The sequence below is a fragment of the Humiphilus diazotrophicus genome (assembly GCF_059726315.1).
Map to the genome: position 1 here is coordinate 399323 of NZ_AP040870.1, position 22882 is coordinate 422204.

Annotated in this window: 18 protein-coding genes; 2 read left to right on the plus strand and 16 right to left on the minus strand. The window is 49.6% G+C overall.

The genetic code is table 11. The features are described from left to right. Positions 1 to 3 precede the first annotated feature (3 nt). The 5 genes from AC6I7T_RS03445 to nifH form a co-directional block, all read right to left on the minus strand. Positions 4 to 1380 carry a nitrogenase component 1 gene (locus AC6I7T_RS03445; protein ID WP_497791904.1) on the minus strand — a complete coding sequence of 459 codons (1377 nt, stop codon included), beginning with the start codon at positions 1378 to 1380 and terminating at the stop codon, positions 4 to 6. Continuing rightward, positions 1377 to 2738 carry a nitrogenase iron-molybdenum cofactor biosynthesis protein NifE gene (gene nifE / locus AC6I7T_RS03450; protein ID WP_497791905.1) on the minus strand — a complete coding sequence of 454 codons (1362 nt, stop codon included), beginning with the start codon at positions 2736 to 2738 and terminating at the stop codon, positions 1377 to 1379. The genes AC6I7T_RS03445 and nifE overlap by 4 nt, the downstream gene beginning before the upstream one ends. Positions 2739 to 2774: 36 nt before the next feature. Next, positions 2775 to 4157: a nitrogenase molybdenum-iron protein subunit beta gene (gene nifK, locus AC6I7T_RS03455; RefSeq protein ID WP_497791906.1), complete on the minus strand. Its 1383-nt coding sequence runs from the start codon at positions 4155 to 4157 to the stop codon at positions 2775 to 2777. Between the two features lie 57 nt (positions 4158 to 4214). Beyond that, positions 4215 to 5837: a nitrogenase molybdenum-iron protein alpha chain gene (nifD, locus tag AC6I7T_RS03460; RefSeq protein WP_497791907.1), complete on the minus strand. Its 1623-nt coding sequence runs from the start codon at positions 5835 to 5837 to the stop codon at positions 4215 to 4217. Between the two features lie 137 nt (positions 5838 to 5974). Beyond that, entirely contained in the window at positions 5975 to 6823 is an 849-nt protein-coding gene (gene nifH, locus AC6I7T_RS03465) for a nitrogenase iron protein (RefSeq protein WP_497791908.1), read from the minus strand. An 822-nt stretch (positions 6824 to 7645) separates the two neighbouring features. Between nifH and AC6I7T_RS03470 the strand changes: the two genes are divergently transcribed. Further along, complete coding sequence (locus tag AC6I7T_RS03470) at positions 7646 to 8377, plus strand: GAF domain-containing protein (RefSeq protein WP_497791909.1); 732 nt, start codon at positions 7646 to 7648, stop codon at positions 8375 to 8377. 485 nt (positions 8378 to 8862) lie between these two features. Next, on the plus strand, positions 8863 to 10995 hold the full coding sequence (locus tag AC6I7T_RS03475) for an alpha-amylase family glycosyl hydrolase (RefSeq protein ID WP_497791910.1): 2133 nt from the start codon (positions 8863 to 8865) through the stop codon (positions 10993 to 10995). 142 nt (positions 10996 to 11137) lie between these two features. On the opposite strand, the gene AC6I7T_RS03480 is transcribed toward AC6I7T_RS03475, so the two are convergent. Genes AC6I7T_RS03480 through AC6I7T_RS03530 form a run of 11 tightly spaced genes read right to left on the minus strand, consistent with a single transcriptional unit; the run spans position 11138 to position 22877 of the window. After that, positions 11138 to 12259: a pyridoxal phosphate-dependent aminotransferase gene (locus AC6I7T_RS03480; protein WP_497791911.1), complete on the minus strand. Its 1122-nt coding sequence runs from the start codon at positions 12257 to 12259 to the stop codon at positions 11138 to 11140. Beyond that, on the minus strand, positions 12256 to 13212 hold the full coding sequence (cbiB, locus tag AC6I7T_RS03485) for an adenosylcobinamide-phosphate synthase CbiB (RefSeq protein WP_497791912.1): 957 nt from the start codon (positions 13210 to 13212) through the stop codon (positions 12256 to 12258). Before cbiB ends, AC6I7T_RS03480 begins: the two co-directional genes overlap by 4 nt. 8 nt (positions 13213 to 13220) lie before the next feature. Further along, positions 13221 to 14774: a cobyric acid synthase gene (locus AC6I7T_RS03490; RefSeq protein ID WP_497791913.1), complete on the minus strand. Its 1554-nt coding sequence runs from the start codon at positions 14772 to 14774 to the stop codon at positions 13221 to 13223. A gap of 32 nt (positions 14775 to 14806) precedes the next feature. After that, positions 14807 to 15382, minus strand: coding sequence for a cob(I)yrinic acid a,c-diamide adenosyltransferase (locus AC6I7T_RS03495; RefSeq protein ID WP_497791914.1), 576 nt, complete (start codon positions 15380 to 15382; stop codon positions 14807 to 14809). Next, positions 15379 to 16224, minus strand: a complete 846-nt coding sequence (locus AC6I7T_RS03500; RefSeq protein ID WP_497791915.1) for a hypothetical protein — start codon at positions 16222 to 16224, stop codon at positions 15379 to 15381. Before AC6I7T_RS03500 ends, AC6I7T_RS03495 begins: the two co-directional genes overlap by 4 nt. Continuing rightward, positions 16217 to 16810 (minus strand): histidine phosphatase family protein, encoded by a 594-nt coding sequence (locus tag AC6I7T_RS03505; RefSeq protein ID WP_497791916.1) that lies wholly within the window; start codon positions 16808 to 16810, stop codon positions 16217 to 16219. Before AC6I7T_RS03505 ends, AC6I7T_RS03500 begins: the two co-directional genes overlap by 8 nt. Continuing rightward, positions 16807 to 17547 (minus strand): adenosylcobinamide-GDP ribazoletransferase, encoded by a 741-nt coding sequence (gene cobS / locus AC6I7T_RS03510; RefSeq protein ID WP_497791917.1) that lies wholly within the window; start codon positions 17545 to 17547, stop codon positions 16807 to 16809. The genes AC6I7T_RS03505 and cobS overlap by 4 nt, the downstream gene beginning before the upstream one ends. Then, complete coding sequence (gene cobT / locus AC6I7T_RS03515) at positions 17544 to 18626, minus strand: nicotinate-nucleotide--dimethylbenzimidazole phosphoribosyltransferase (protein WP_497791918.1); 1083 nt, start codon at positions 18624 to 18626, stop codon at positions 17544 to 17546. Before cobT ends, cobS begins: the two co-directional genes overlap by 4 nt. Beyond that, positions 18623 to 19387, minus strand: coding sequence for an ABC transporter ATP-binding protein (locus AC6I7T_RS03520; RefSeq protein WP_497791919.1), 765 nt, complete (start codon positions 19385 to 19387; stop codon positions 18623 to 18625). The genes cobT and AC6I7T_RS03520 overlap by 4 nt, the downstream gene beginning before the upstream one ends. Further along, positions 19384 to 20463 carry a FecCD family ABC transporter permease gene (locus tag AC6I7T_RS03525; RefSeq protein WP_497791920.1) on the minus strand — a complete coding sequence of 360 codons (1080 nt, stop codon included), beginning with the start codon at positions 20461 to 20463 and terminating at the stop codon, positions 19384 to 19386. The genes AC6I7T_RS03520 and AC6I7T_RS03525 overlap by 4 nt, the downstream gene beginning before the upstream one ends. Further along, complete coding sequence (locus AC6I7T_RS03530) at positions 20448 to 22877, minus strand: TonB-dependent receptor (protein WP_497791921.1); 2430 nt, start codon at positions 22875 to 22877, stop codon at positions 20448 to 20450. Before AC6I7T_RS03530 ends, AC6I7T_RS03525 begins: the two co-directional genes overlap by 16 nt. Between the last annotated feature and the right edge of the window lie 5 nt (positions 22878 to 22882).

Genomic DNA, 22882 nt, shown 5'->3' on the forward strand with positions numbered 1-22882 from the left:
CTTTTACATATAGCTGTAACCAACAGGAGAGTTTTCTTGCTTGTATTCAATGAGGGCATTCACGATGCGATCAAAGAGCTGCTGTGCGCCACGATATCCAAGATGCAGAATTCGTTGTCCTCCAATGCGATCATGAATCGGGAATCCGACTCGTACTAAAGGAACGCCGCAATCGCGAGCCATTCTCTGCCCTTTACTATTGCCCAGGATCAGATCTGGCTTTAATTCCCTCGCCTGCTCCGCAATGGTCTGGAAATCCGTGTCTTCCTGAATAATGAGCGGAGGTTCTATATCCGGAGCTACCTCCCGGATCGCTGCAGCCAATTTACCGCTCGCACCTCCAGAAGCACAGAGCACGGGAATAACACCTATTTCGGCCAGCAATGCAACCAGACCAACGACCATATCTTCTTCACCATAGACAATTGCTCTCTTTCCAAAAACATATTTGTGAGCATCTACATAGGAATCCAGCAGACGACCTCTCTCATCACCATGCTTTACAGGCATAGATAAGCCGGAGATTTCTTCCAGTCCGGAGAAGAAGATATCCGTCTCCTGCAATCCAATAGGTAAGCCAATACGCCGAGTCCTTACCGCGAATCTCTCTTCAAGTAAAGCGGCTGCGGTATGCTTCCCGACTAACGTTCGTCCAAATTCGATAGAAACCTCAGCCGAGCCCGCTGCTCGTAGTTGCTCTATAGGTGTACCTCCGACCGGAATCTTCTGATACTTTGCAACGGCAGGCCCATCGAGTGTTTGCGAATAATCGGGAAGAATGGAAGCAGATAAAGCAAAATCCTCCATAATCTCTTTGAGATATCGAATATCTGCAGGAGAAACCAGCCCCGGAAAGATGTTGACCTTCTGCACAGGACTTTGGGCCGGATAAGCGAGAGCTTCGACGGCAGCTCGCACAGCATCGTGGAATCCATCAATGTGCGTTCCGCAATAACTCGGAGTCGAAACATTGACGAGCAAAGGAGAATCCTGCTCTTGAGGACCCTTTGAAAAATTGTGGACAACTAAAGTTACATCCTCTCCAATGGTCTCCGTCAAACATGTGGTCGCAATACCAATCAACTTTGGATGATATTGAGTAATGACGTTTTGCAAGCCACGCTGTAGATTCTCTTCTCCGCCAAAGATTGCACTCGCCTCGCTGAATCCGGAAGCAGCCACATCCATCGGCTCTCGAAAATGGCTGATGATATACCGCCGCATATAGGTCGCACATCCCTGCGATCCATGAAGAAAGGGCAATGCACCCTCCAGGCCCCGGAAGGCCAGAGTCGCCCCAAGCGGTGTACACAATTTGCAGGCATTACGGGTACTCACATATTTCGGTGGTGGAACTTTGCTCACGGTAGAGCTCTTCATTTACGCACCTCCCGAGTACGAGACTGCCAACGCGGAGTCAGCTTCCAGACAGGACTCATAATGGAGGCATGAACTTCCTTAGCGAAATTCAACATACCGGCGAATCCTGCCAGGGCTTCTTTGCGCTCGTGGTTGTGATCGCAAAAGCCTACGCCTAATTTGAAGGCAATCGGTCTTTCTTTTACTCCGCCAATAAAAATGTCAACTTCTTTCTCTTCCAGGAAGCTGGCCAGTTCCAACGGATTAGAATCGTCGGCAATGATGGTGCCTTCATCGCACAACTCCCGGAGCAGTTCGTAATCCTCTTTGTTCCCTGTTTGCGATCCAACCATCACAGTGCCGATCCCCAGATGACGCAATGCACGCACAAGAGAAAATGCTTTAAAGGCACCACCTACATAGATGGCGGCCTTCTTCCCCTCAAGATCTTTCCTGTAACGCTGCAAGGTTGGTAATACTTTTTCCAATTCCTCACGGACTAGATCCTGTGCCCGCTGCATAATCTCAGGAGATTTGAAGAACCGTGCAACGTCATAGAGGGCCTTAGACATATCTTCGATCCCGAAATAAGAAACCTGAAGAAAGGGAGTTCCCCACTTCTCTTTCAATTTCTTTGCTAGATGCGTCATGGATCCCGAGCACTGAACAACATTCAGAGCAGCTCCGTGGGCACGTCCGATCTCTTCGACACGTCCATCTCCCGTCATACAGGCGACAACTTGGACCCCCATGCGATGGTAGTAATCCTTAATCATCCAGGTTTCGCCTGCGAGATTAAAATCACCCAGAATATTGATGCTTATCGGTTCCACCTGCTTTGTAGACTGAGTTCCAACGATGTTGAATAACGCATCGCAAGCCGCTCGATAGCCATCCTTCTTCGTCCCTTTGAAACCTTCGGAATGAACAGGAAGAACCTGAATACCTTTTTCCTGAGAAACTTGTTTACAAACGGCTTCGACGTCATCACCTATCAAACCGACAATACAGGTTGCATAGACAAAAGCTGCCTTCGGCTGATAGGTATCGATCAATTCACAGAGTGCGGAGTATAGCTTCTTCTCCCCGCCATGGATAACATCCAGTTCGCGCAAATCGGTTGAAAAGCTAAGCCGATGCAACTGTGGACCGGAAGAGAGCGCACCGCGAATGTCCCAAGTGTACGCGGCGCAACCAATTGGTCCATGAACCAGATGGAGAGCATCGGCTATCGGATACAGTACGACTCGCGACCCGCAGAAAACACAAGCTCGTTGGCTGACCGAACCTGCCGCGCTCTGCTTCTCGCATTCAATCGAAAAGGAGCCTTCCCCTTTCCGATATACCTGCCGCTCGCGTTCTCGCAAAATATCAGCCATATACTCTCCCCCGGAGTTCCTGCTTTCGCTTATGTCCTACATAACAAGTTCGAAGCGCTCCTCTGGAGACTCCTGGTCTTGTCGATCCATTAGCAAGCCGAGAATCTTTTCGACAATTCGTAAACCTCCCTGATAACCAACCCAGGGAAAGTACGAATGACCAACACGGTCGAGAATGGGGAAACCAAATCGTAAGAAAGGAATATTCTCGTCTCGGGCGATATATTTTCCATAGGTGTTGCCAATTAAAAGATCTACGGGTTCCTGCTTAATCCATTGGTGCAGCAGATATGTATCGGCCTGTGCTCCTTTCCGGATCTTTACTTCGGGCACAGAATCCTTCATAACTGCCTGCATACGCTTTTCAAAGCGTGGAGAAGGCGTCCCCGTCACAACATATACGGGCTTCATCCCTAAACAGAGCAAGAACTCCGTCATGGAAACCAACTGATCGGGATCGCCAAAAAGTGCGACACGCTTGCCATTAAAGTACTGCTGCATGTCTGTGATTACGTCGATCAGACGGCCACGTTCATCGGTAATATCGTCTGGAACTTTGACGCCTGCCATAATGCGCATCCGATCGACAAACCTATCTGTCGCTTCCAGTCCGATTGGGAGTTCCAAAACCTCGCGTGGAACTTCGCACTTCTCCTCAAGAGCATCCGCTCCGAGCATGGAAGCAGTGGGTCCTAGACCTAAGGTTCCAATGCTTGCTCCCGCGGTATGAATATCCTCAATCCTCGCGCCTCCCTTCGGATAAAGCTCATACCGGCTCTTCTGGGGTGTATCCATAACATTGGAGGTATCGGGGAACATAACGATATTCACACCCATGCGATGAGCGAGGCTTTTGATTTCCCGCATGTCGGAAGGCTCCACCCATCCGGGAAGAATGTTGATCTGTTTTTTCTCTTCCTGAGAGGGCTCGGCAAAATGCTTGACGATAGCCTTTGTCATGTTGGCAAAGCCAGTTACATGAGAACCGACATAGCTAGGTGTATTTGCATGAAAAACGTACTTGCCTTCCGGAATCTTTCCCTCTTGCCGGGCTTTAGCAATAATCTGGACAAGATCGTCACCGATAGTTTCCGACAAGCAGGTAGTATGAACGGCAATGATCTTTGGGTTATAAACGGTAAAGATTGTTTGAATTGCCTGCAGCAGGTTTGCCTGTCCGCCAAAGACCGAAGCACCTTCCGTAAAGGAGCTGGTCGCCGCCATTACCGGCTCCTTGAAATGGCGGGTAAGTGTGCTGCGATGATAGGAACAGCATCCCTGCGATCCATGACTGTGCGGCAAACAACCGTGTAAACCTAATGCCGCATACATAGCACCTATCGGCTGGCAGGTCTTTGATGGATTGATCGTGAGCGCAGACCGCTCCATGACCTCACTCGAGGTATGTCTTAAAAGCATGAACTTTTCTCCTTAAAGGGACGTCTCGTGAGTTCTCTGTTTGTATCCGAGGACTACTCAGTCTGCTGCTACGGGAATCGTAGGTTCAGGGCTTTCGGTCTCCCATGGGGCTTTTGCCAAAGACCAGATACGCATATTTACCATTCGGTCGATGTCACGATAGAAGTTGATAGCTCCGGAAAATCCGGCATAAGGACCACCGTAGTCATAGCTATGAAGCTGTTTACAGGGAATTCCCATTTTCTCGACAACAAACTTCTCCTTGATACCGGCACAGAAGATAGAGGGCTTATAAATCTCCAACAGCCGCTCTGTTTCGTAGTGACTGATATCGTCAATAACCAGACGTCCGGCTTCCATCTCGGGCATCATGCCGAGATAATCTTCAAACTCCATCTCTGGAGCTGCGGCTAGAGCAGCCAGCTCTTCTTCGCTTCTGCGCGGACGATAGCGGGTCTCATCCGGCTGCACATTCAGTTCCTCAATATTCTTCGTATCCGCATCCATCTTGATTGTCGGCAGAACGCGACGTCCTTCATAGTCATCGCGATGTCCGAACTCATAGCCCGCAGCTACTGTAACCATTCCGATTTCTGTAAAGAGAGCCTGATAATGGTGAGCACGAGAACCGCCAACAAAGAGCATCGCCGTCTTCCCTACACATCGCGGCAGGATTTCGCGCCGGACAGCTTCAACTGCCGGCATCTCCTCAGCGATTACCTCTTCCACCTTGGCCGCCAGTTCAGGATCGTCAAAATAACGGGCGATCTTACGCAAAGACTTTGCCGTTGAGTCCGCCCCAATGAAGTTGACCTTCATCCAGGGAATGCCAAACTTTTTCTCCATCATCTCTGCCGCATAATTAATCGAACGGTGGCACATGATGATATTGAGGTCTGCGGTGTGAGAATTTGCCAAAGCATCATAGTTGGAGTTCCCACTAAATGTGGAGACCAGCTTGATTCCACAGCGGCGCAGCAGGTCTTCAATTACGAAGCCATCACCCCCGATGTTGTATTCCCCAAGAAGATTCAACTTGAACTTCTCTTCATGTTGAGTCTCATTGATCCCGATCACATTACTGAATAATCCGTTATTGGCAATATGATGGCCAGCCGACTGGCTAACTCCGCGATAGCCTTCACAACTAAAGGCAAAGACATTGATTCCCAACTCTTCCTTCATCGCGCGGGCTACAGAGTGAACATCATCCCCAATCAGTCCGACAGGGCAAGTAGAGAAGATGGCAATGGCCTTCGGTTGAAAGAGCTTGAAGGCCTCACGTACAGCCTCCTTAAGTTTCTTCTCACCACCAAAGACAATCTGTTCTTCCTGCATATCGGTGGAAAGACAATAATTGATAAAGTTTGGATCTTTTTCGCTGGGCGGACGAGTCTGATTTCGGCGAGTAAGCCAACTGTAGAAAGCACAGCCTATCGGGCCATGAGTAATACTCAGAATATCGCGGCTTGGACCGATAACAACACCTTTGCATCCCGCATAGGTACACCCGCGTTGACTAATAATTCCCGGAGTAGTCCGCACGTTGGCCCTAATCTCAGGAACAGATCCGTCTTCTCCGCGCTCGTTAACGACAATCTGCTCAGCACGCTTACGTGCCACTTTCTTGGGATAAATCTGAATGAGTTCTTCTTTAATAATTCGAGGATCGAGCGTCATATATCACCTGTCCAAAAAGAATGAAGGCCTCTGTGAGCGCAACACTGCTCCTGCAGCATACGCAAGCATCTACTCTCGGGATATGCATGCACGGCGCTTCGTATCACGCCGTGCAACTTTTGTCTTTGGACCTTAACCTAGACGGCCTCGGCCATGGGTTCGTCTTCTGCGAGGCCAAAATCGATTAATAGCTTCTCCAGGTCGGAGATTGCCAGTGGCTTAGGAATAATAAACATATCATTACCATCGATCGCCTGAGCCAGCTTCCGATATTCATCGGCCTGGGGGCAGGTCGGTCTCCAGTCAATCACCGTCTTCCGGTTGATCTCGGCACGCTGCACATCATTGTCTCTGGGAACAAAGTGAATCATCTGCGTACCAAGCTGGCGAGCCAGCTCTTCAATCATCTCTCGTTCGTTATCAACTTTACGGCTATTGCAGATAAGCCCGCCCAAACGCACACCGCCCGCCTGAGCAAACTTCACAATGCCTTTGCAGATGTTATTGGCAGCGTACATTGCCATCATCTCGCCGGAACAGACGATATAGATCTCCTCGGCCTTTCCTTCACGGATAGGCATAGCGAATCCGCCACACACAACGTCACCGAGAACGTCATAGAAAACATAATCCAGACCAACATCTTCCTTATAAGCTCCCAGCTGCTCGAGAAGATTGATCGAAGTGATGATGCCACGTCCGGCGCAACCAACACCCGGCTCCGGACCGCCAGATTCGGTGCAATAGATATCTGCAAAACCTCTGCGACGGATGTCTTCAAGATCGACTTCCTCGCCCTCTTCGCGGAGAGTATCTAAAACGGTGCGCTGTGCGAGACCACCTAACAAGAGTCTGGTGGAGTCAGCTTTCGGATCACAGCCTACCACCATGACTTTCTTACCTATTTCCGCGAGTGCTGCCACCGTATTCTGGGTGGTTGTAGATTTGCCGATACCGCCTTTTCCATAAATAGCAACTTTTCTCATTGGAAGCTCCTTCCGCGAAACAGAGTTCTAGTCAGGCCTGGCTCGATAGATACGCACGGGACAAGAGAACACTCCCAGCGCGCTTGAACACAGGTCAACGATAGCTTTTTGGCAATCAGCGAACACGTCCGCGAAGTGATAAACACAGCACGCGCGCGGTTCACAGGCCCAGCAGTAAAGATTTAAAAGTAGGGGCGCTCAAACAGGGAGCTGGAGGGGGAACAAACCTCTGTCGGTAGTTCCTAATCTCGGAGAAGCTACGCAGACAACCAGAGTCAGCGTTTTTAAATAAAGGGTAAATCTCCCCCGGATGGTCATACTATAGGGCCATAACTTGTGGAAGTCCAGAAGTTTTTTGGATCTTTCTCAATGCAAATTTTCTTTTCGAAATCGAAGAGTAATTTCAAGATCGATGATGCGAGCACGGTGCTTCACCTGTAGCACGTCTAGAAAATACCCGTCTTCCCGATGTAATCAACACCAGACAGCAGTGCTTACGGCACCAAGAGTACACGCGTCAGCGTGTTGAATGAGGTTCATCTTTTGGCAAAAGATCCCATATCGTGATTTTCTCGTTAACTTTTCTGTTAGCAAAACAAGAAAACTGCGCTAACGTAAGACCATTCCCCACCGTACATCCACCGCTGCCCGCGGTTTGCAGCAATCTATATTCGACGCAAGAGAAGTGAATTCAAACAGGGTCCTGGTCATCGCCAGTCATTCCGAATCTTGTTGAAGGTGCGCATGCCACTAGGGGAACGCAGAAATCATTCATTTTTGGCCAAAACGACGCAGACGAACCGAAACCACTCTAGAGAGACGATGAAACAAGAAAACCACGGCAGTACCGACTCTCATTTATCAATACTTCATCGCACAAGTCGCATTGTGAGCTCAGGCCGTGGTATCGACGAGATGCTTCAGGAGCTGGTTGCAATCACGGAAGAGGTAACAGGTTGCGATGCCTGCATGGTCTACCTGCCTGATCACGATACCGGAGATGTAGTCTTACGTGCTTCCCTTCTCCCGCACACAGCGGAGATAGGCCACGTCCGCTTAAAGATGGGTGAAGGAGTTGCCGGATGGGTGGCGGAACATAAATCCGTAGTTGCACTATCCTGCAATGCTTTCTCCGATGCCAGATTCAAAGCCTTCTCTACGCTGATTGAAGATACCTATGAAGCTCTCATTTCGGTTCCACTTATCAGTGGAGGCGAAGTCATAGGGGTTCTAAATGTTCATCACAGAGAACCTCATGTCCACGCGCCAGGAGAGATTTCTCTGCTTAGCTTTTTGGGCGAGCAAATGGGAGGCGCAATTGCCTACTCACAAATTGCCAAGGAGAACATCAAACTTCAGGAAGAGGCTCTGCAAATCAAACAGCAGCTCGAGGATCGCAAGTTGGTAGAAAGAGCAAAAGGGATACTGCAAAACCTATACGGACTATCTGAACAGGATGCCTATTACAGGCTGCGCGAAGGTAGTCGCAGGCACCGGAAACCTGTACGAGAGATCGCTCAGGCCGTCATTCTGGTAGAAGAGCTCGGTTTATAGCGCAATCCCCCTGAAGAAGATTGCCAAACAAGAGGGCCTGTCTTCCGCGGAACGGGTCTTCTCCCATCCGATTCTCACGCTGACCTACATACATTTCCAGCCCCTCTCAATGAATTCCCATTCATCCCTAAATATTCCTGGTTGATACCTCCGTATAAATCCGCAGCAACATGGAACTTAGTAGAAGAAAAGAAAATTAAACAGAAAAGAAGCTCTGGTGATTGACTCCGCAATCCTCTCTAGGCGAGTGTACCCGCGGCCCTGAATTTTCAGGCTTCACTAAGAGCACAGACATCGTTGTATCTACTTCCCTCTTCTGCGTCATGTTTTTAAAACGAGCCAAAGCTAGAACTTTGCCAGCCAGGATGCCCCATCGAAGGTCGAGTGGCCATTCGAAAAGCCGACTATTCTCTATCACGTCGACAAGTGCACCCGTGCGATAAAAAGCCCTAGTCTTTTGAGCCATATCGTCCAGGAGGAAAACCATGAGAGAGCACGCCTTTCGTAAAGAGCTGATCTTTTCTTTGTCGCTAGTGTTTTTGAGCACGTCTATATACGCTCAAGACTTCAAGAAGCAGGTAATCTATCAAGTCATCACTGACCGCTTTTTCGATGGAGACACCTCGAATAACAATCCTTCACAAAGTGCCGGCCTATATGATTCGACTCAGACGCACTGGCGTGCTTATTGGGGTGGAGATCTTGCCGGAATTCAGCAGAAGATGACCTATCTAAAGAATCTTGGGGTTACGTCCATTTGGATCTCCCCTCCAGTAGACAACGACAACCTGAATACCTATGGAACCAGCAGCGACCCTCAAGGCGGATATCATGGCTACTGGGCTCGCGACTTTCAACGAATCGAAGAACACTTTGGTGCTGCAAGTAATACATGGACAGCCTTTGACAACTTGATTTCAGCCGCACATCAAAGTGGAATTAAGGTCATCGTAGACTTTGCACCGAACCATACCAGCCCTGACAACGCCGGGGAGTATGGATCCTTATATAACAATGGGGTCTTCATGGCGGCAGCCAACAACGACCCCAATGGCTACTTTCATCACAACGCGGGGATCAGTGACTACAACGATCGCTATCAGATTCAGTACTATACGCTGGAAGATCTGACAGACCTCAATCAAGAAAACTCAACTATCGATAGCTATCTGAAGACGGCCGTGACACAGCTGCAAAATCATGGTGCTGATGCCTTTCGCATCGATGCTGTAAAGCATGCAACCTGGGGTTGGGAGTACTCCATGGCCAATACCGCTTTCACCAATGCTCCGAGCTTCTTCTTTGGCGAATGGGCCATGAGCAACACCTCTGATGCGCTTTACCATGACGCATATAAGTTTGCGAATAAGAGTAATATCAGTCTGCTTGACTTCCCTCTCAATACAGCGATTCGCGACGTCTTCGGCAGCAACAACAATTTCTCCGAAATAGACAATACGATCAACACAGAAAACAGCACATTCACTTGGCCTAACGATCTGGTGACCTTTATCGATAGCCACGATCTTTCAAGACTGCTTTCAGTTAACAACAATACCAATCGGCTGAATCAGGCGATGGCATTCCTCCTAACCTGCAGGGGAATTCCTTCGATCTATTACGGGGATGAACAATACCTGCACAATGACACGAGCGGGGGAGGCGACCCCTATAACCGTCCCCAGATGGCATCATTTTCGACCTCAACTACGGCGTATCAAATGACCAGCAAGCTTTCCGCGCTTCGTCAGTCCAATGATGCCATCGCTTATGGAACATTCAAACAACGCTGGATCAATAGTGACGTCTATATCTATGAACGGCAATTCTTCAATGATGTTGTTCTCGTTGCTATCAACAAAAACACCTCCAGCAGTTACGCAATATCGGGATTGAACACAGCCCTTCCAGCCGGAACATACACCGACTATTTAGGAGGAATGATAAACGGAGTGGGGATAACGGTCTCAGCTGGAAGTGGAGGAAACAACCCGGCAGCAAACTTCACCTTACCTGCAAATTCTGTCGCTGTGTGGCAGGTTGTCCAGACACAGCCGGGCACTGTTGTTGGCTCAATCGGCCCAACCTCGGCGCAACCCGGAGTCAAGGTAACCATAGCTGGCGAGAACTTCGGAACCAACACCGGAAGCGTGACGATTAACGGAGTAGCCGCGACGATTCAATCCTGGACTGCGAATTCCGTCACCTTCACAGTACCCTCGGTTGCCAATGGCACTTACCAAGTTCAACTGAAAGATGCCAACGGAAATGCTGCAAATACTATCCAGTTCACGGTACTCGCAGCCAAGCTGATTCCCGTTACCTTCACCGTGAACAATGCAGTCTCCACCAATATAGGGGATTACATCTTTCTAGCCGGAAGCACTGTTGAGCTAGGGAATTGGGGAACCACCTTCGATACAGCAGTAGGCCCAATGCTCGCCCCCAATTACCCCAACTGGTTTCTGAACGTCTCTCTGCCTGCTGGACAAACGATCCAATTCAAATTTCTCAAGATCGCAGCAAATGGTGCGATTACATGGGAAGGTGGAAGCAACCATAGCTACACAGTGCCTAGCAGCGGAGTTGGCAGTGTGAATGTAACCTGGCAAAACTAGAGCAAAGCCAGCGAAGGTGTATCCCGAACCACAACTCCCTACGCAGGTCTTTCGTCAAGAAAACCTGCACATCGTCAGTAACGCTGGTTTTGTTCCAATATCCGCGTTCCCTCTCTGTGACCTCGAAGAGAAAACCCAAGGGTCACAGAGAGGTGTTTATTGGAAGTACTTTTCGGAAAGCATCCACCAGTTTCTGATTTTCGTGACGATTCCGAACAACCACACGCAAGAACCGATCATCAAGTGAATCGAAATTCCCACAGTTACGAACTACAATTTGCTGCTCCAAGATCAAACGACGCCATACTTCAACACCGTCGCAATCTTTCGGAAGACGTAAAAGGAGAAAGTTTGCTCGTCCCGGATATACAGTCAAACCAAGGGATATGAGCTGTTCAAACAGCAATTGATTTTCAGTTCTATTTCTCTGTAAAGTGTCATGGCAAAAACCCCGATCCTGTAATGCCACACTTGCAGCAACAGCGGCCAATGCCGTTACAGGCCACTCTGGAATCCGAGCCTCGATGCGAGATGAAAGATCCGTATTCGCGACGGCAAAGGCTACGCGCATACCGGCAAGTCCAAAGAACTTTGTTACCGATCGGAATACAACCACACGGGATGTCGATGTAGCCCAAGCAGTCAGGCTTTCTTCAGGAAGGTAGTCTATAAAGGCCTCGTCCAGAAAGATCTGTATGCCTGCGGCAATCAGCTCCTCAAGGAAGGGCTTCATCTTCTCTCCGCTTAGGGCCTCTCCTGATGGATTCTGAGGATTTGATAACAACAGAGCATCACAGGAATGATGCCGAATCGCTTCGAGCATCAAGTCAAGCTTCATCACAAAATTCTCTTCCGGGGCAAGAGAATATGAGACTGCTTCAACTTCACAGTTTTCGAGTGCTTTCCGATATTCTCCAAAGGAAGGTATTGGAAGCAAACATCTCCTCACCTTTGTGGTTCGAAGTGCAGATTCCAGCAATGGAATAACTCCATTGGCGATGGCAATATTCTTTTCCGATACTTTGACATAATCTGCAAAAGCTCTTCTGAGCTCGCAGTAATTAGCATCCGGATACTCGCGTATCAATCCTCGACGATGCAGAGCATCCTGCAGGACGTCGATAACCCTCGCAGGAGGGCCATTAGGGTTAAGATTTGCACTAAAATCCAGAAGCTCTTCAGGAGGAATTCCAAATTGAACAGAAAGACTTCCAAGCTGTCCCCCATGGCTGGGCGCCGTTGATTGCTCAGCAAGTGAAATCATCGATTCTTTCTCCAGAGATAAAACAAAGCTACGGCAGAACCAAGGATTGAAACTACAGCTATCAATTTGACTGCTGTTTTTGCTTGCGGAATCGATGGTGGAGAAAATTCCTGCCCCATCACAGGATTACAGATCTCCTCACCGTCATAGTAATTTGTCCCCCCAAGCCTGACCTCCAAAGCACCAGAGAAAGAGCTCTCAGGTTGACCTGAATTTGGACTCTTGTGCTTCCCGCCATCGCGGAGCCATGTCTGCCACGCACTCTTTGCGCTCGTTTGAGCCAGAAAACCAGCAGTCACACAGGTCAATAACGCGCTGATCCGTGAAGGGAGAAAATTCGCAATGTCATCCAATCGTGCAGCAGCTCGACCGAAATAAAGATATCTCTCATCCTTATGGCCGATCATTGAGTCCATTGTGCTGATCGCCTTAAAGGCTAGTCCGGCAGGAACTCCCCCAAGTGACAAATAGAACAGTGGAGCAATGATTCCATCGGAAAGACTTTCAGCTAACGTCTCAATCACAGCCCTGCAGATCTCTGACTCATCGAGCGAAGCGGTATCGCGACCCACGATTCTAGCCAGGCGTAAGCGTGCAGCCACAAGATTTCCAGCTTCCAGCGCGGCAATAACCTCGTTGGCTTCGTCGAGAAGATTGCGTGTAGCAAGACAGGTTGCCGCAAAAAAGATCTCCAGTGCTATAGCAAGCTGCCGTTGCTGCTTCGAGAGTCCTTTAATTCCCCACCAGCTAATCAGCGCAACCGTAAAGGGTAAACCAACCGCAAGAATCGAACCTGCCACGAGTTCACGTTTCGGGGAATCCCCTGAATGGCGCAGCCATTTCTCTGCCTGGACGATACCGGAGCCAAAAACGCGAACAGGATGTGGACAGTCTTGCGGATCACCGATCAGCCAATCAAGACAATAGGCTACTGCTAAGATATTGAAACGCACGACGACTCCTAAACGGAATGACTAGGCAGGCTAAGCCAAGAAGAGATTGTTTCCAGATCGAGAGCCTGCTCAACCGTCGCCGCGAGTCGATCCCACTGCTTCTGGCGTTCCTCTCTCCAACTGCTCCAGTTTGCTGATGGAGCAAGGCCTAGAGCTGCACGTGCGGCCTGAAGAAACTCGTGCCGGAAGGAATCATCGTCGAAGAGACCATGTAAATACGTGCCAAACACTCGCCGATCTGCACTGACACAGCCATCTGCGAACACTGTTTGCGGATCGGTAGCTCTCCGAATCCGCGCAAAGGGTTCTGCTCTTGGAAGGTATGTAGTCTCACCGACATGAATCTCGTAGCCTCGCACCGTACTCAAATTTGTAGGTTGTCCAAAGAGGTGAGGATGAAAAATTTCTCCCGTAGCAGTAACAGTTACTTTGTCCGCCAAGAGAGTCGTTTTCAAGGGGAGAATACCAAGCCCCTCCTCTTTCTTTCCTGCTTCTATTCCTTGCGGATCGGAAATTTCCCAACCAAGCATCTGCATACCACCACAGATACCTACAAGCAGTTTTCCCAATGCAATATGCCGATGAACCGCATCGTCAATTCCAGTGCTTCTCAACCAACGAAGATCTTCGACCGTCTGCTTACTCCCTGGGAGAACAATGACATCTGCATGCTGCAAATCCTCAGCAACTCGGCAGTAGGCCACACTTGCAGAAGACTCTGCTCCAAGAGCATCGAAGTCTGTAAAGTTGGAGAGCGAAGGAAGACACACCACCGCAATTCTGAGTGCTCTTGCGCGATCGCTGTCAACGTTCCATTGTGCTGACGGTCGTTCCTCCAGACCTACGCTGTCCTCTTCTTCCAACTTCAAATCAGGGAGGTACGGAACAACACCCAAACACTTAAGGCCTAGCCGCTCCTCAATCATTTGAATGCCCGGAAGCAAGAGATTTATATCCCCACGAAATTTGTTGATCACAAAGCCACGAATACGGCACCGTTCTTCCGGTTCCAACAACTCAAGGGTCCCTAACAGCGAAGCAAAAACCCCTCCGCGATCGATATCTCCGACCAAAATGCAGGCAGCATCCGACATCGCGGCCATTCGCATATTAGCGATATCGTTAGCTTTCAGATTGATCTCGGCGGGAGAACCGGCGCCTTCAAGAATTACAAGGTCGTTTGCTGCGGCCAGCACCTCGAAGCTTTCTTGAACTATAGGTAGAAGCTCAATAACTCGATGCTGATGGTAGTCAGACGCGGAGAGCTTTCCCCAGATCTTTCCACGAACAATGATCTGCGATGAAGCATCTCCGGTCGGTTTTATTAATACGGGGTTCATGTGAACCGAAGGTGGAATTCGCGCAGCCTCTGCCTGCAGGGCCTGTGCGCGTCCAATTTCCAAGCCTTCTATCGTCGCTGCAGAATTTAGCGACATATTTTGAGATTTAAACGGAGCTACTTTATATCCCCGGCTCGAGTAGATACGACAGAGAGCAGCGGTCAGTAGAGATTTACCAACATGAGAACTTGTTCCCAAGACCATTAGCGCACGAGCAGACACTGCCGGAACTCCTCTCCCCCCAATAGACTCAATTACCACGCACGCGACCATCTTGAGCCTTGATGCTCTTCATCCCTCAAGCGAGAATCAACGCCTGCCTCCAGTTCAATCACACGGCCAAAGAGCCACACTAGATCTGAAAGCCGGTTCAGATAAGCAAGAATATTAGCGTCGACTTCAACTCCACTCTCCATAAGACGAATAACGGTTCGCTCTGCCCGGCGGCAAACGGTGCGTGTCATTTCATAAGCAGCAGCTTCCGTATGCGCTCCCGGTATCGACCAATCGGAGAGAATGCCTTCCCTGGCTTCAAGCTGGTAAACCAAGAGGGTAAGCATCTCAACATCCTCCGACAGGATCTTGGGAGCCTTCTTTGCTCCTTCCGGAGGCGTAGCCAAAGCGGAGCCTAATCGAAAGAGTGTTCGCTGAATCTCTTCTGTCCACACGGCAATCTCTTTTTGCCTACAGATGCTACGGGCAAAGCCCAATACGGAATTTAATTCGTCGACAGTGCCATAAGCCTCTACTCTCAAATCTGCCTTTGAGACACGTGTACCACCGGCAAGACTCGTTTGGCCTCCGTCGCCACGTTTAGTAGCAATACTCATCTTTCACCTCGTTGCAGTATCTCTTTCGGGCTCTTTTCATACGACTCACACAAAGTAAGGCGAATAACTTTCTCCCAGGCTGGTCGGTCATATTCCAATACCAGCCTTTTGTTTTGAAAGTCGAGCAACTTTGGCGGATGTGCCGAAAATAACGTCTCTTCCGAGAAAAACCAGGGTTGTGCCGCCCCCAACACCTCTAGCGTTTCGGCCTCTATCACTACTGCAGGCACAGCAAAAATTCCACGCTTCAGGAATCTATAGGCGCGATGGTATCCATCGCGCAGAAACCATCTTCCCCGATAACAGGCCACTTCCATATAAGGACTACCATACGACAGGCTCCAAGCACACCCGTTATCTCGCTCAAACGAAGCGCTAAACTCAATCCTAAAATTCGGATTGGCAGATCGAAATTCAACCTCTGTCTCCGAAAGCCTCCGAACTTGTGGAGGACAATAGTGCAACATCTTCGGAAGCGCCAAGTCAAAGATCTCCACCCAATCTCTCTCTTCAACTTTCCGAGTAAAGACTTTCGGCAAAACAGAGTCAAAGCAAAGACGACGCTGAAAGGCAAGAAGTTTGCGCAGATCAACGATTGCCAGTCGCCATTTCAGCCCATCAAACTCGTCACTCTGTTGAATGGAGTGAAGGCGTCCCTTCAGCTCAATTCCGGCAGAAGCAGTTTCATCCTCAAGAATTGGATTACAAGAACAATGGTAGTCAGACGCAACAATCTCTTCTTGTGCCCGCCGGATCATGGAATTGACGCCATAGATCTGAGGCCTGTCCGGGTTTTCATCCAAACCCCAACCAATTAATTCTCGAACCGCAACTTTAGGCATACGCAACTTCCGCGGATGTGTAGACAACCCTTCCCCGCGTAGAGAGGACGACTATTGAGCCATAATCCTTGGTCCATAACGAGGCCTCCTGCTCGCTAACTCTACTCCTCAGACTAAGAATCGTGCGTATTACGCCCGCATGTGTCACAGCTGCAACACGAGAATGCCTTGCCTGATCAAAGAGGAACTCAGCCTCCGCCTGGACACGCGCAGAAAAGCTTTTGTAATCTTCTCCGCCGGGAATCGCCCGCTGAGGATACTGTTCAATCCATAGCTTGGCCTCGTTTTGGTCCCGAGTCTCAATCTCCCGCCAGGTAAGTCCTTCCCACTCTCCAAAGAAGATCTCTCTTAAACCGCTTCGAAGTCCAATCTCCATCGAAGGCTTTTGAACAATAGCTTTGGCTGTTTGACGAGCACGAAGCAGATCGCTTGAATACAAGGAATCATATTCCCATCTCGCCAATCTGCTGCCCAGACCGGGTAACTGATTTATCCCTTGAGTATTCAACGGGGGATCGGAGTGGCCGCAAAAGCGTCCGGCAAATGCTGTCTCAGCATGACGAATCAGTACAATTTCCCCACTCATCGCCACACTCCAGTCGCGTAAACGGCAATTTCCGTCAACTGTATAGTTGCTCCGAAGCAGTCTCCGGTAATGCCACCTATCCGCCGGTGGTAGTAGAGACCCGAACCTAGAGTTATGACAGAAGCAAGTAATCCAGGTACCCAAAACCAAGTATGTAGAAAAAAGAAAAGTATCATCAGACTAAAAAGTGACCCTATAGCAACAGAACTCCCAGAAATCCCCTTGGCAACACGAGCACCTTGTCCATCCGCTCGCGCAGAAGTTAAGAAAAATCCCAAAGGCAATATCGTCCAGCGTGAAATAACCTGAGCGCACAAAACCATAGACAAGAAACGATCCGCAGACAATGAAGACAACAGAAAGAGCCTCGATACAAGTGAAAGAACTAACGCGATGGCTCCATAGCTACCGATACGGCTGTCCTTAAGAATCTTGAGGATCTGCTCCCGATTCCACCCGCCGCCGAATCCATCTGCTACATCTGCAAAAGCATCTTCATGCAAACCGCCCGTCAATAAAATTGTCGCGAGCAAAACAGCAACCGCAACAAGAGGCGCTGGCAAATGCTGATAAAACAGACGGTATACCAGGTATGCCAATCCTCCTACAACGCACCCCACCAAGGGAAAGTACTTGGCAGACCGGGCCAGAGCCCCTTCCTCATACGCCACAGCAGGAAGAGGGAGCCTGGTAAGGAATTGAAAGGCAACCAGCACATCCTTCAATAAGCGTTTCATTTAGTTGCTGTACTCACTCCTGCCGAATCAAAGGTAGCCATCTCGCTATAGAGCCGGACAGCAGATTCGATAACCGGCATTGCCATTACAGCTCCCGTTCCCTCTCCTAGCCGCATGCGAAGCGAAAGCAGCGGTTCAACTCCGATGTAGTTCAACAACACCTGATGGCCTGGCTCCTCGGAGCAATGCCCCGCAAAAAGATAATCTTTGACTTTAGGTTCTAGAGCATAGGCAATTGCAACTGCTGAAGTTGAAATAAAGCCATCCATCACGATTGCAATCCGATGACTTGCCGCACCGAGAACCAGTCCGGTAATTGCTGCAATTTCCAGACCGCCCACGCATCGCAGAACCTCCATTGGGTCAAGCTGGCGATCAAGGTTGCCGAAATGCCTGGCCAGCGCACCCTCAATGACTGAAATCTTCTTCTCGGTAGCTGGAGAATCAAGTCCCGCGCCTTTCCCGGTTACCTTTGCAACAGGTTGTTTGGTCAACGCAGCGGTGATTGCACTAGCAGGTGTAGTATTACCGATCCCCATTTCACCAACGGAAATCAGTTTTTGCCCTTTCTCTTTGGCTAGACCAGCCATCTCCAATCCCACGCCGAGGGCGGCCTCGAGCTCCTCTGGTGAAAGAGCAGCTTCCTGTGCCATGTTTCTGGAACCACGACAAACCTTGCGGTGGACTAAACCTGGAGCATTGGCAAAATCTGCATCCACTCCAACATCAACTACGGTCAACTCCACACTATGCGTGCGTGAAAGAACATTAATTGCGGCACCTCCACCGAGGAAGTTGATGACCATCTGCGCGGTAACATCTTTCGGATATGCACTCACACCTTCAGCAGTTACCCCATGATCGGCAGCGAAAACATAAGCACCTTTCTTCAGGGGAAGATTAAGTGTGCCGGAATGAATGGCCATCATCTGCGCAGCCACACCTTCCAAACGTCCCAAGCTCCCGACTGGCTTTGTAAGGTGATCCAGGTGATCCTGTGATTCTGCCAGGCAGTGTGGATCTAGAGGCGTAATAGCACTCATCGCCTCCTTTATTGAGGGAAATAGAAGATTTGTCATTGAGCCCTCCCTTGGGCAAGAAGAATGGGGTGTTGTTCTGGTGGACAGCGAAAAGCCTTCTCCAACAGGACTGGTTGAAGGATTTCGTCTGGATTTCCCTGTCTTAATCCATCCTCCGGGCTGAGAAGAAGAACAGAAGAAAAGGTTCCTTGAATTAGCTGCAGATCATGCATGGCAGCAAAGATCGTGATACCGCTGCGTTGAAGATTACGGATCAAATCCAATAATTCAACCTGGCGGCCTATATCGAGATTCTGTGTAGGCTCGTCCAGTAGGAGAAGGTTCGGCTCCTGGGCCAAACCTAATGCGATCTTCACTCGCTGGCGTTCTCCTCCGCTGAGCTCGTTGAATACGCGATAGCGGAGAGAATCGAGATCGGTAAGCTCAATGGCTCTCTCAATCGCTAACCGATCCTGCTTCCCGAATCCCCCGAAAAATCTCAAATACGGAGTTCTTCCTTGCTCGACAATCTGTTCAACGGTGAACTCAAAGGGCACATCCAAATGCTGAGGAACCAATGCTATCTTGCGCGCAAGATGTTTGCGCTGATAACCGGAGATCGGCTTTTCTTCAAATCGTACCTCTCCTGCTGAGGCTGAAAGCATTCCAGCGGCAATGCGTAACAGAGTTGTTTTTCCCGCCCCATTGGGACCAATCAGTGCAGCACACTCGCCCGTCATCACCCTAAAATCAATATCGCGGAAGATTTCTCGTTCGGCAAAGGAGAATGACACTCGTTGAAACTGGAGTAAGGGCGTCATAATGAGTACTCCCGTTTTGTCCGGCGCAACAGATAGAGAAAGAACGGACCACCGACAAAAGCCATGAGCACGCCCACGGGAATCTCCGAAGGAGCCAACAAGGTACGAGCTAGGGTATCAGTAACAACCAAAAACAATGCTCCGGTCAATGCCGCTGCAGGAAGCAAGCGTGTATGGTCAGGACCAAGGACCAAACGAACCAGGTGTGGAACAATCAAGCCAACGAAGCTAATCAAGCCGCCCAATGCAACGGCAGCAGCCGTCAGCAATGCTCCCACTACGATAATCAACATCCTGGTCAACTCAACAGGAATCCCCAGCTGCTCTGCATACTCGTCTCCGAGAGCAAGCGTATTCAAACGACGCATCAGGGGATAAGAAACCGCGATTCCAATAAGCAGCATAACCACAATTACTGCCAGCTGGTTCCACTGAGGAATGCCAATCACACCATGAAGCCAGGATGCCAGCACACGTCCCATCCCATAATCCCGGTCTAAAACATCAACGAAATAGGAAGAGTAGCTCAACATAGTACTGACGGCGAATCCTGCCAGGAGTAACGGAACCACCGGAGTTTTTCCACCTACCCTGGCCAACCAATAAACAAGTCCGATGGTTCCAACAGATCCGGCAAAGGCAAGAACTGCGGTAGCACTGAAACCCCACAAGCTGAACTGTGAGAGGAGAAACATTCCAACCGAAGCACCAAGAACAGCGCCTCCCGACGACCCGATGACATAAGGATCGGCAAGGGGATTTCGAAAGAGCCCTTGAAAAAGAACTCCTGCTATGGAGAGCGCTGCTCCCACACAGCCCGCAGCCAGGATACGTGGGAGACGAATTTGTAAGAGAATTTCCCGCTCTTCGGAAGTGAGCGGTGCCCTGCCGAAAATTGCGTTAAGAATGTCATGAGCTGGGACGCGAATTGCGCCCCAGCTCATGGAATAGACGATCGCAACTACAAGCAACACGGAAAGCAAGCACAATGTTATATGGAAGCGAGCTTGTCCGTGAGCACCATAGGTGCTTGTTCTTTTTTCGAGAGTGGACAGCCTGGTTACTTCAGCTTCCAAGACTCTCCTCCCAAGGTTATCTTGACCCCTGACCTGAAGGTAAATGGCAGAGCAGGATACCCAAAAGCCTCATCGTAGTGCTGGCTCAAGAGATTCTGCATGCTTGAGGTCAGGGACACAAAGCGATTCACACGATAATCTCCCACAAAATCAAGCCTCTGATAAGAACTCAACAGATTCCGGTTGGGAAGCAGCAAACTCGCTCCGTAGTTGCTGTCATACAAAAAGTCACTGTCGTCACGACGGCTAACCAGCGTTCCATTCAGGGAGGCATTCCAGCGCGATTGGCTATAGCTCAGACCGAAATAGCCGGAATGAGGAGCACGCCGGAATGGCCTAGCCCCAACCAAGGGAGAAAACCAGCCGATGGTAATGCCGGGAAAGTTAGGATTCACCGCGGGAGAGAGTGCATTGCTGGAAAAGGAGCGCTGAACGACGCCATCCAGATAGGTATACCCGCCGCGGGCAAAAAGATGAGAGCTGACTCGATACTCAATCTCGGCCTCTGCGCCTAACGTTCGGAAAGCCTGGGAGTTAACTGCGGCTCCAAACAGAAACTGATTGGCAACATTCCGAGGAATACCAAGGTTACCGATCAGAGCCTGCTGCGGAACAAATTCGATCACATTCGTGAATTGATTGTGGAAGTAGGTGATTCCAATTTTGCCCCGTCCAGAAAGAAACTCCTGATCCACACCCCCATCAAAACTGCGAGAACGCTCAGCGCCAATCGGCTGAATCGTGCCCGTTTCTGCCGAAGCCTTCCGCAGCACATCGTAAAGCGAGTTGAGCTGATAGTAGATGCTTGGCTCTTTAATTCCCTTCCCAAAGCTGAAGCGAAGCTTGGTTCCGCCCCAAAAGGTAGAAGAGCCAGGGCGAATCAGGTAATAAGCAAAGGATGCCCTGGGAGTAGCTTCCACTCCGAAAATAGCGTTTTTCTCAATTCCGCTACCGATTGTGTAGTGAAGGCGGTTACGATAATCCCCCTTAACCTCCATCGTGTAGGTGTAATTGTCTCTATCGGTCGAACTTTGAGAAGCACCGGTACTCTGTGTATAGCCACGCTCCTTCTCATATCGGAAGGCGCCCAAACCAACTATATGCGGAGAAAATTTATAGTCGGATTGTCCATACACGAAGTCCTTGCTGGTGTGTGACACATATAGGTTTGGATAGGTCTCAACATATTGAAAGATAGCCTGCCCACTTGCAGAATACCCGTTTGCACCTTTAATCGTCACGGGCTTCCCCAAGTAAGCTGAAACCCCTCCCGAAGAATCCATCAATGGAATTCCATCCGGTGCAAAGTCTGTGTATTGGCCATTCATCCGGAAGACGCCGTAACGAAGGAGATTATGCCAGCGCTCAGTTGCCCTGTTGTCAAGGGTCCCGGAGATTATCGAGTCCTGCCATTTCTGTACAGCATCATTCGGAATTGCATACAGCTGAATTGCATTGGGAGCTCCATAGGAAGTAGCCAGGTAGCGAACGGTTGCTCTCGCCTCTGTATTCGGAAGAGGCCGCCAGCCATAGTTTCCAACAAAAGTTCCATTATGAAATTGGCTATGAGGAATACTATTTGCTGTGTCAAAGCGAGAATAGTCGGAAAGATAATCGAATTGTTTGTGAGAACCGGCTAATGAACCATCCTGGTGATAGGTTCCAAAGTTACCGCCTTCCCCGAAATAGCTCAATTGGGGTAAAGAAGTTTTTCCCTGGACTGTAAACAGATGAACAACTCCCGCCATGGCATCAGAACCGTATAAAGCACTGTTAGGACCACGTAACACCTCTGCCCGGGCAATGCCAACGGAGGCTAGGCTACTGAAATCCACCTCTCCACCGATGTCACTAACAGATACTCCGTCTATCAGGACTTTATTTGCGTCTTTATTGCCGCCTCGAATGTAAAGGCTCGATTCCCCTCCGGCCTGCCCGGTCTGCATAACCTGCAACCCCGGAACAAAACTGAGGCTCTCCTGAATATCTCGCTTCAGCTGGAACTGGCTTTCAGAAAGTGTAGTAATTGCAGAACCAATTTGTGCCTGGGGTGTTGGAGTTCCATTTGCTGAAATCGTTATTTGCTGAATCAGCTTTCCAGCGCTCAGGATCGCATTCACCTGCAGGACCTGAGAGTTAGCTAGGTAGGTAGGCTCACTTACATAAGGCGCAAATGAAGACGCAGCAGCGCGTATTTGATAACGACCCTCTGCAGAAACATCCAACGCAAATTTCCCTTCAACGTCGGATTGGGTTGTCGCTACCACCTTGTCCTTCTGCAACAATTCGATTTTGGCATGCGGAATAGCAGCACCTAGAGAATCAGTAACAGTTCCACGAATCTGTGCGGCATCGGCACGCTGAAAGAGCAGTAAAAATAGCAGGCAAAGATAAGTTAACTTCCATCGAAACATATTGT

Excerpts from the sequence above, each read along its gene's own strand:
- AC6I7T_RS03475 (WP_497791910.1), top strand. The coding sequence starts at position 8,863 with ATGAGAGAGCACGCCTTTCGTAAAGAGCTGATCTTTTCTTTGTCGCTA.
- nifE (WP_497791905.1), bottom strand. The coding sequence starts at position 2,738 with ATGGCTGATATTTTGCGAGAACGCGAGCGGCAGGTATATCGGAAAGGG.
- AC6I7T_RS03500 (WP_497791915.1), bottom strand. The coding sequence starts at position 16,224 with ATGCCTAAAGTTGCGGTTCGAGAATTAATTGGTTGGGGTTTGGATGAA.
- AC6I7T_RS03495 (WP_497791914.1), bottom strand. The coding sequence starts at position 15,382 with ATGAGTATTGCTACTAAACGTGGCGACGGAGGCCAAACGAGTCTTGCC.
- nifD (WP_497791907.1), bottom strand. The coding sequence starts at position 5,837 with ATGACGCTCGATCCTCGAATTATTAAAGAAGAACTCATTCAGATTTAT.
- cobS (WP_497791917.1), bottom strand. The coding sequence starts at position 17,547 with ATGAAACGCTTATTGAAGGATGTGCTGGTTGCCTTTCAATTCCTTACC.
- AC6I7T_RS03480 (WP_497791911.1), bottom strand. The coding sequence starts at position 12,259 with ATGATTTCACTTGCTGAGCAATCAACGGCGCCCAGCCATGGGGGACAG.
- AC6I7T_RS03530 (WP_497791921.1), bottom strand. The coding sequence starts at position 22,877 with ATGTTTCGATGGAAGTTAACTTATCTTTGCCTGCTATTTTTACTGCTC.
- AC6I7T_RS03470 (WP_497791909.1), top strand. The coding sequence starts at position 7,646 with ATGAAACAAGAAAACCACGGCAGTACCGACTCTCATTTATCAATACTT.
- nifH (WP_497791908.1), bottom strand. The coding sequence starts at position 6,823 with ATGAGAAAAGTTGCTATTTATGGAAAAGGCGGTATCGGCAAATCTACA.
- AC6I7T_RS03445 (WP_497791904.1), bottom strand. The coding sequence starts at position 1,380 with ATGAAGAGCTCTACCGTGAGCAAAGTTCCACCACCGAAATATGTGAGT.
- cobT (WP_497791918.1), bottom strand. The coding sequence starts at position 18,626 with ATGACAAATCTTCTATTTCCCTCAATAAAGGAGGCGATGAGTGCTATT.
- AC6I7T_RS03520 (WP_497791919.1), bottom strand. The coding sequence starts at position 19,387 with ATGACGCCCTTACTCCAGTTTCAACGAGTGTCATTCTCCTTTGCCGAA.
- AC6I7T_RS03505 (WP_497791916.1), bottom strand. The coding sequence starts at position 16,810 with ATGAGTGGGGAAATTGTACTGATTCGTCATGCTGAGACAGCATTTGCC.
- nifK (WP_497791906.1), bottom strand. The coding sequence starts at position 4,157 with ATGCTTTTAAGACATACCTCGAGTGAGGTCATGGAGCGGTCTGCGCTC.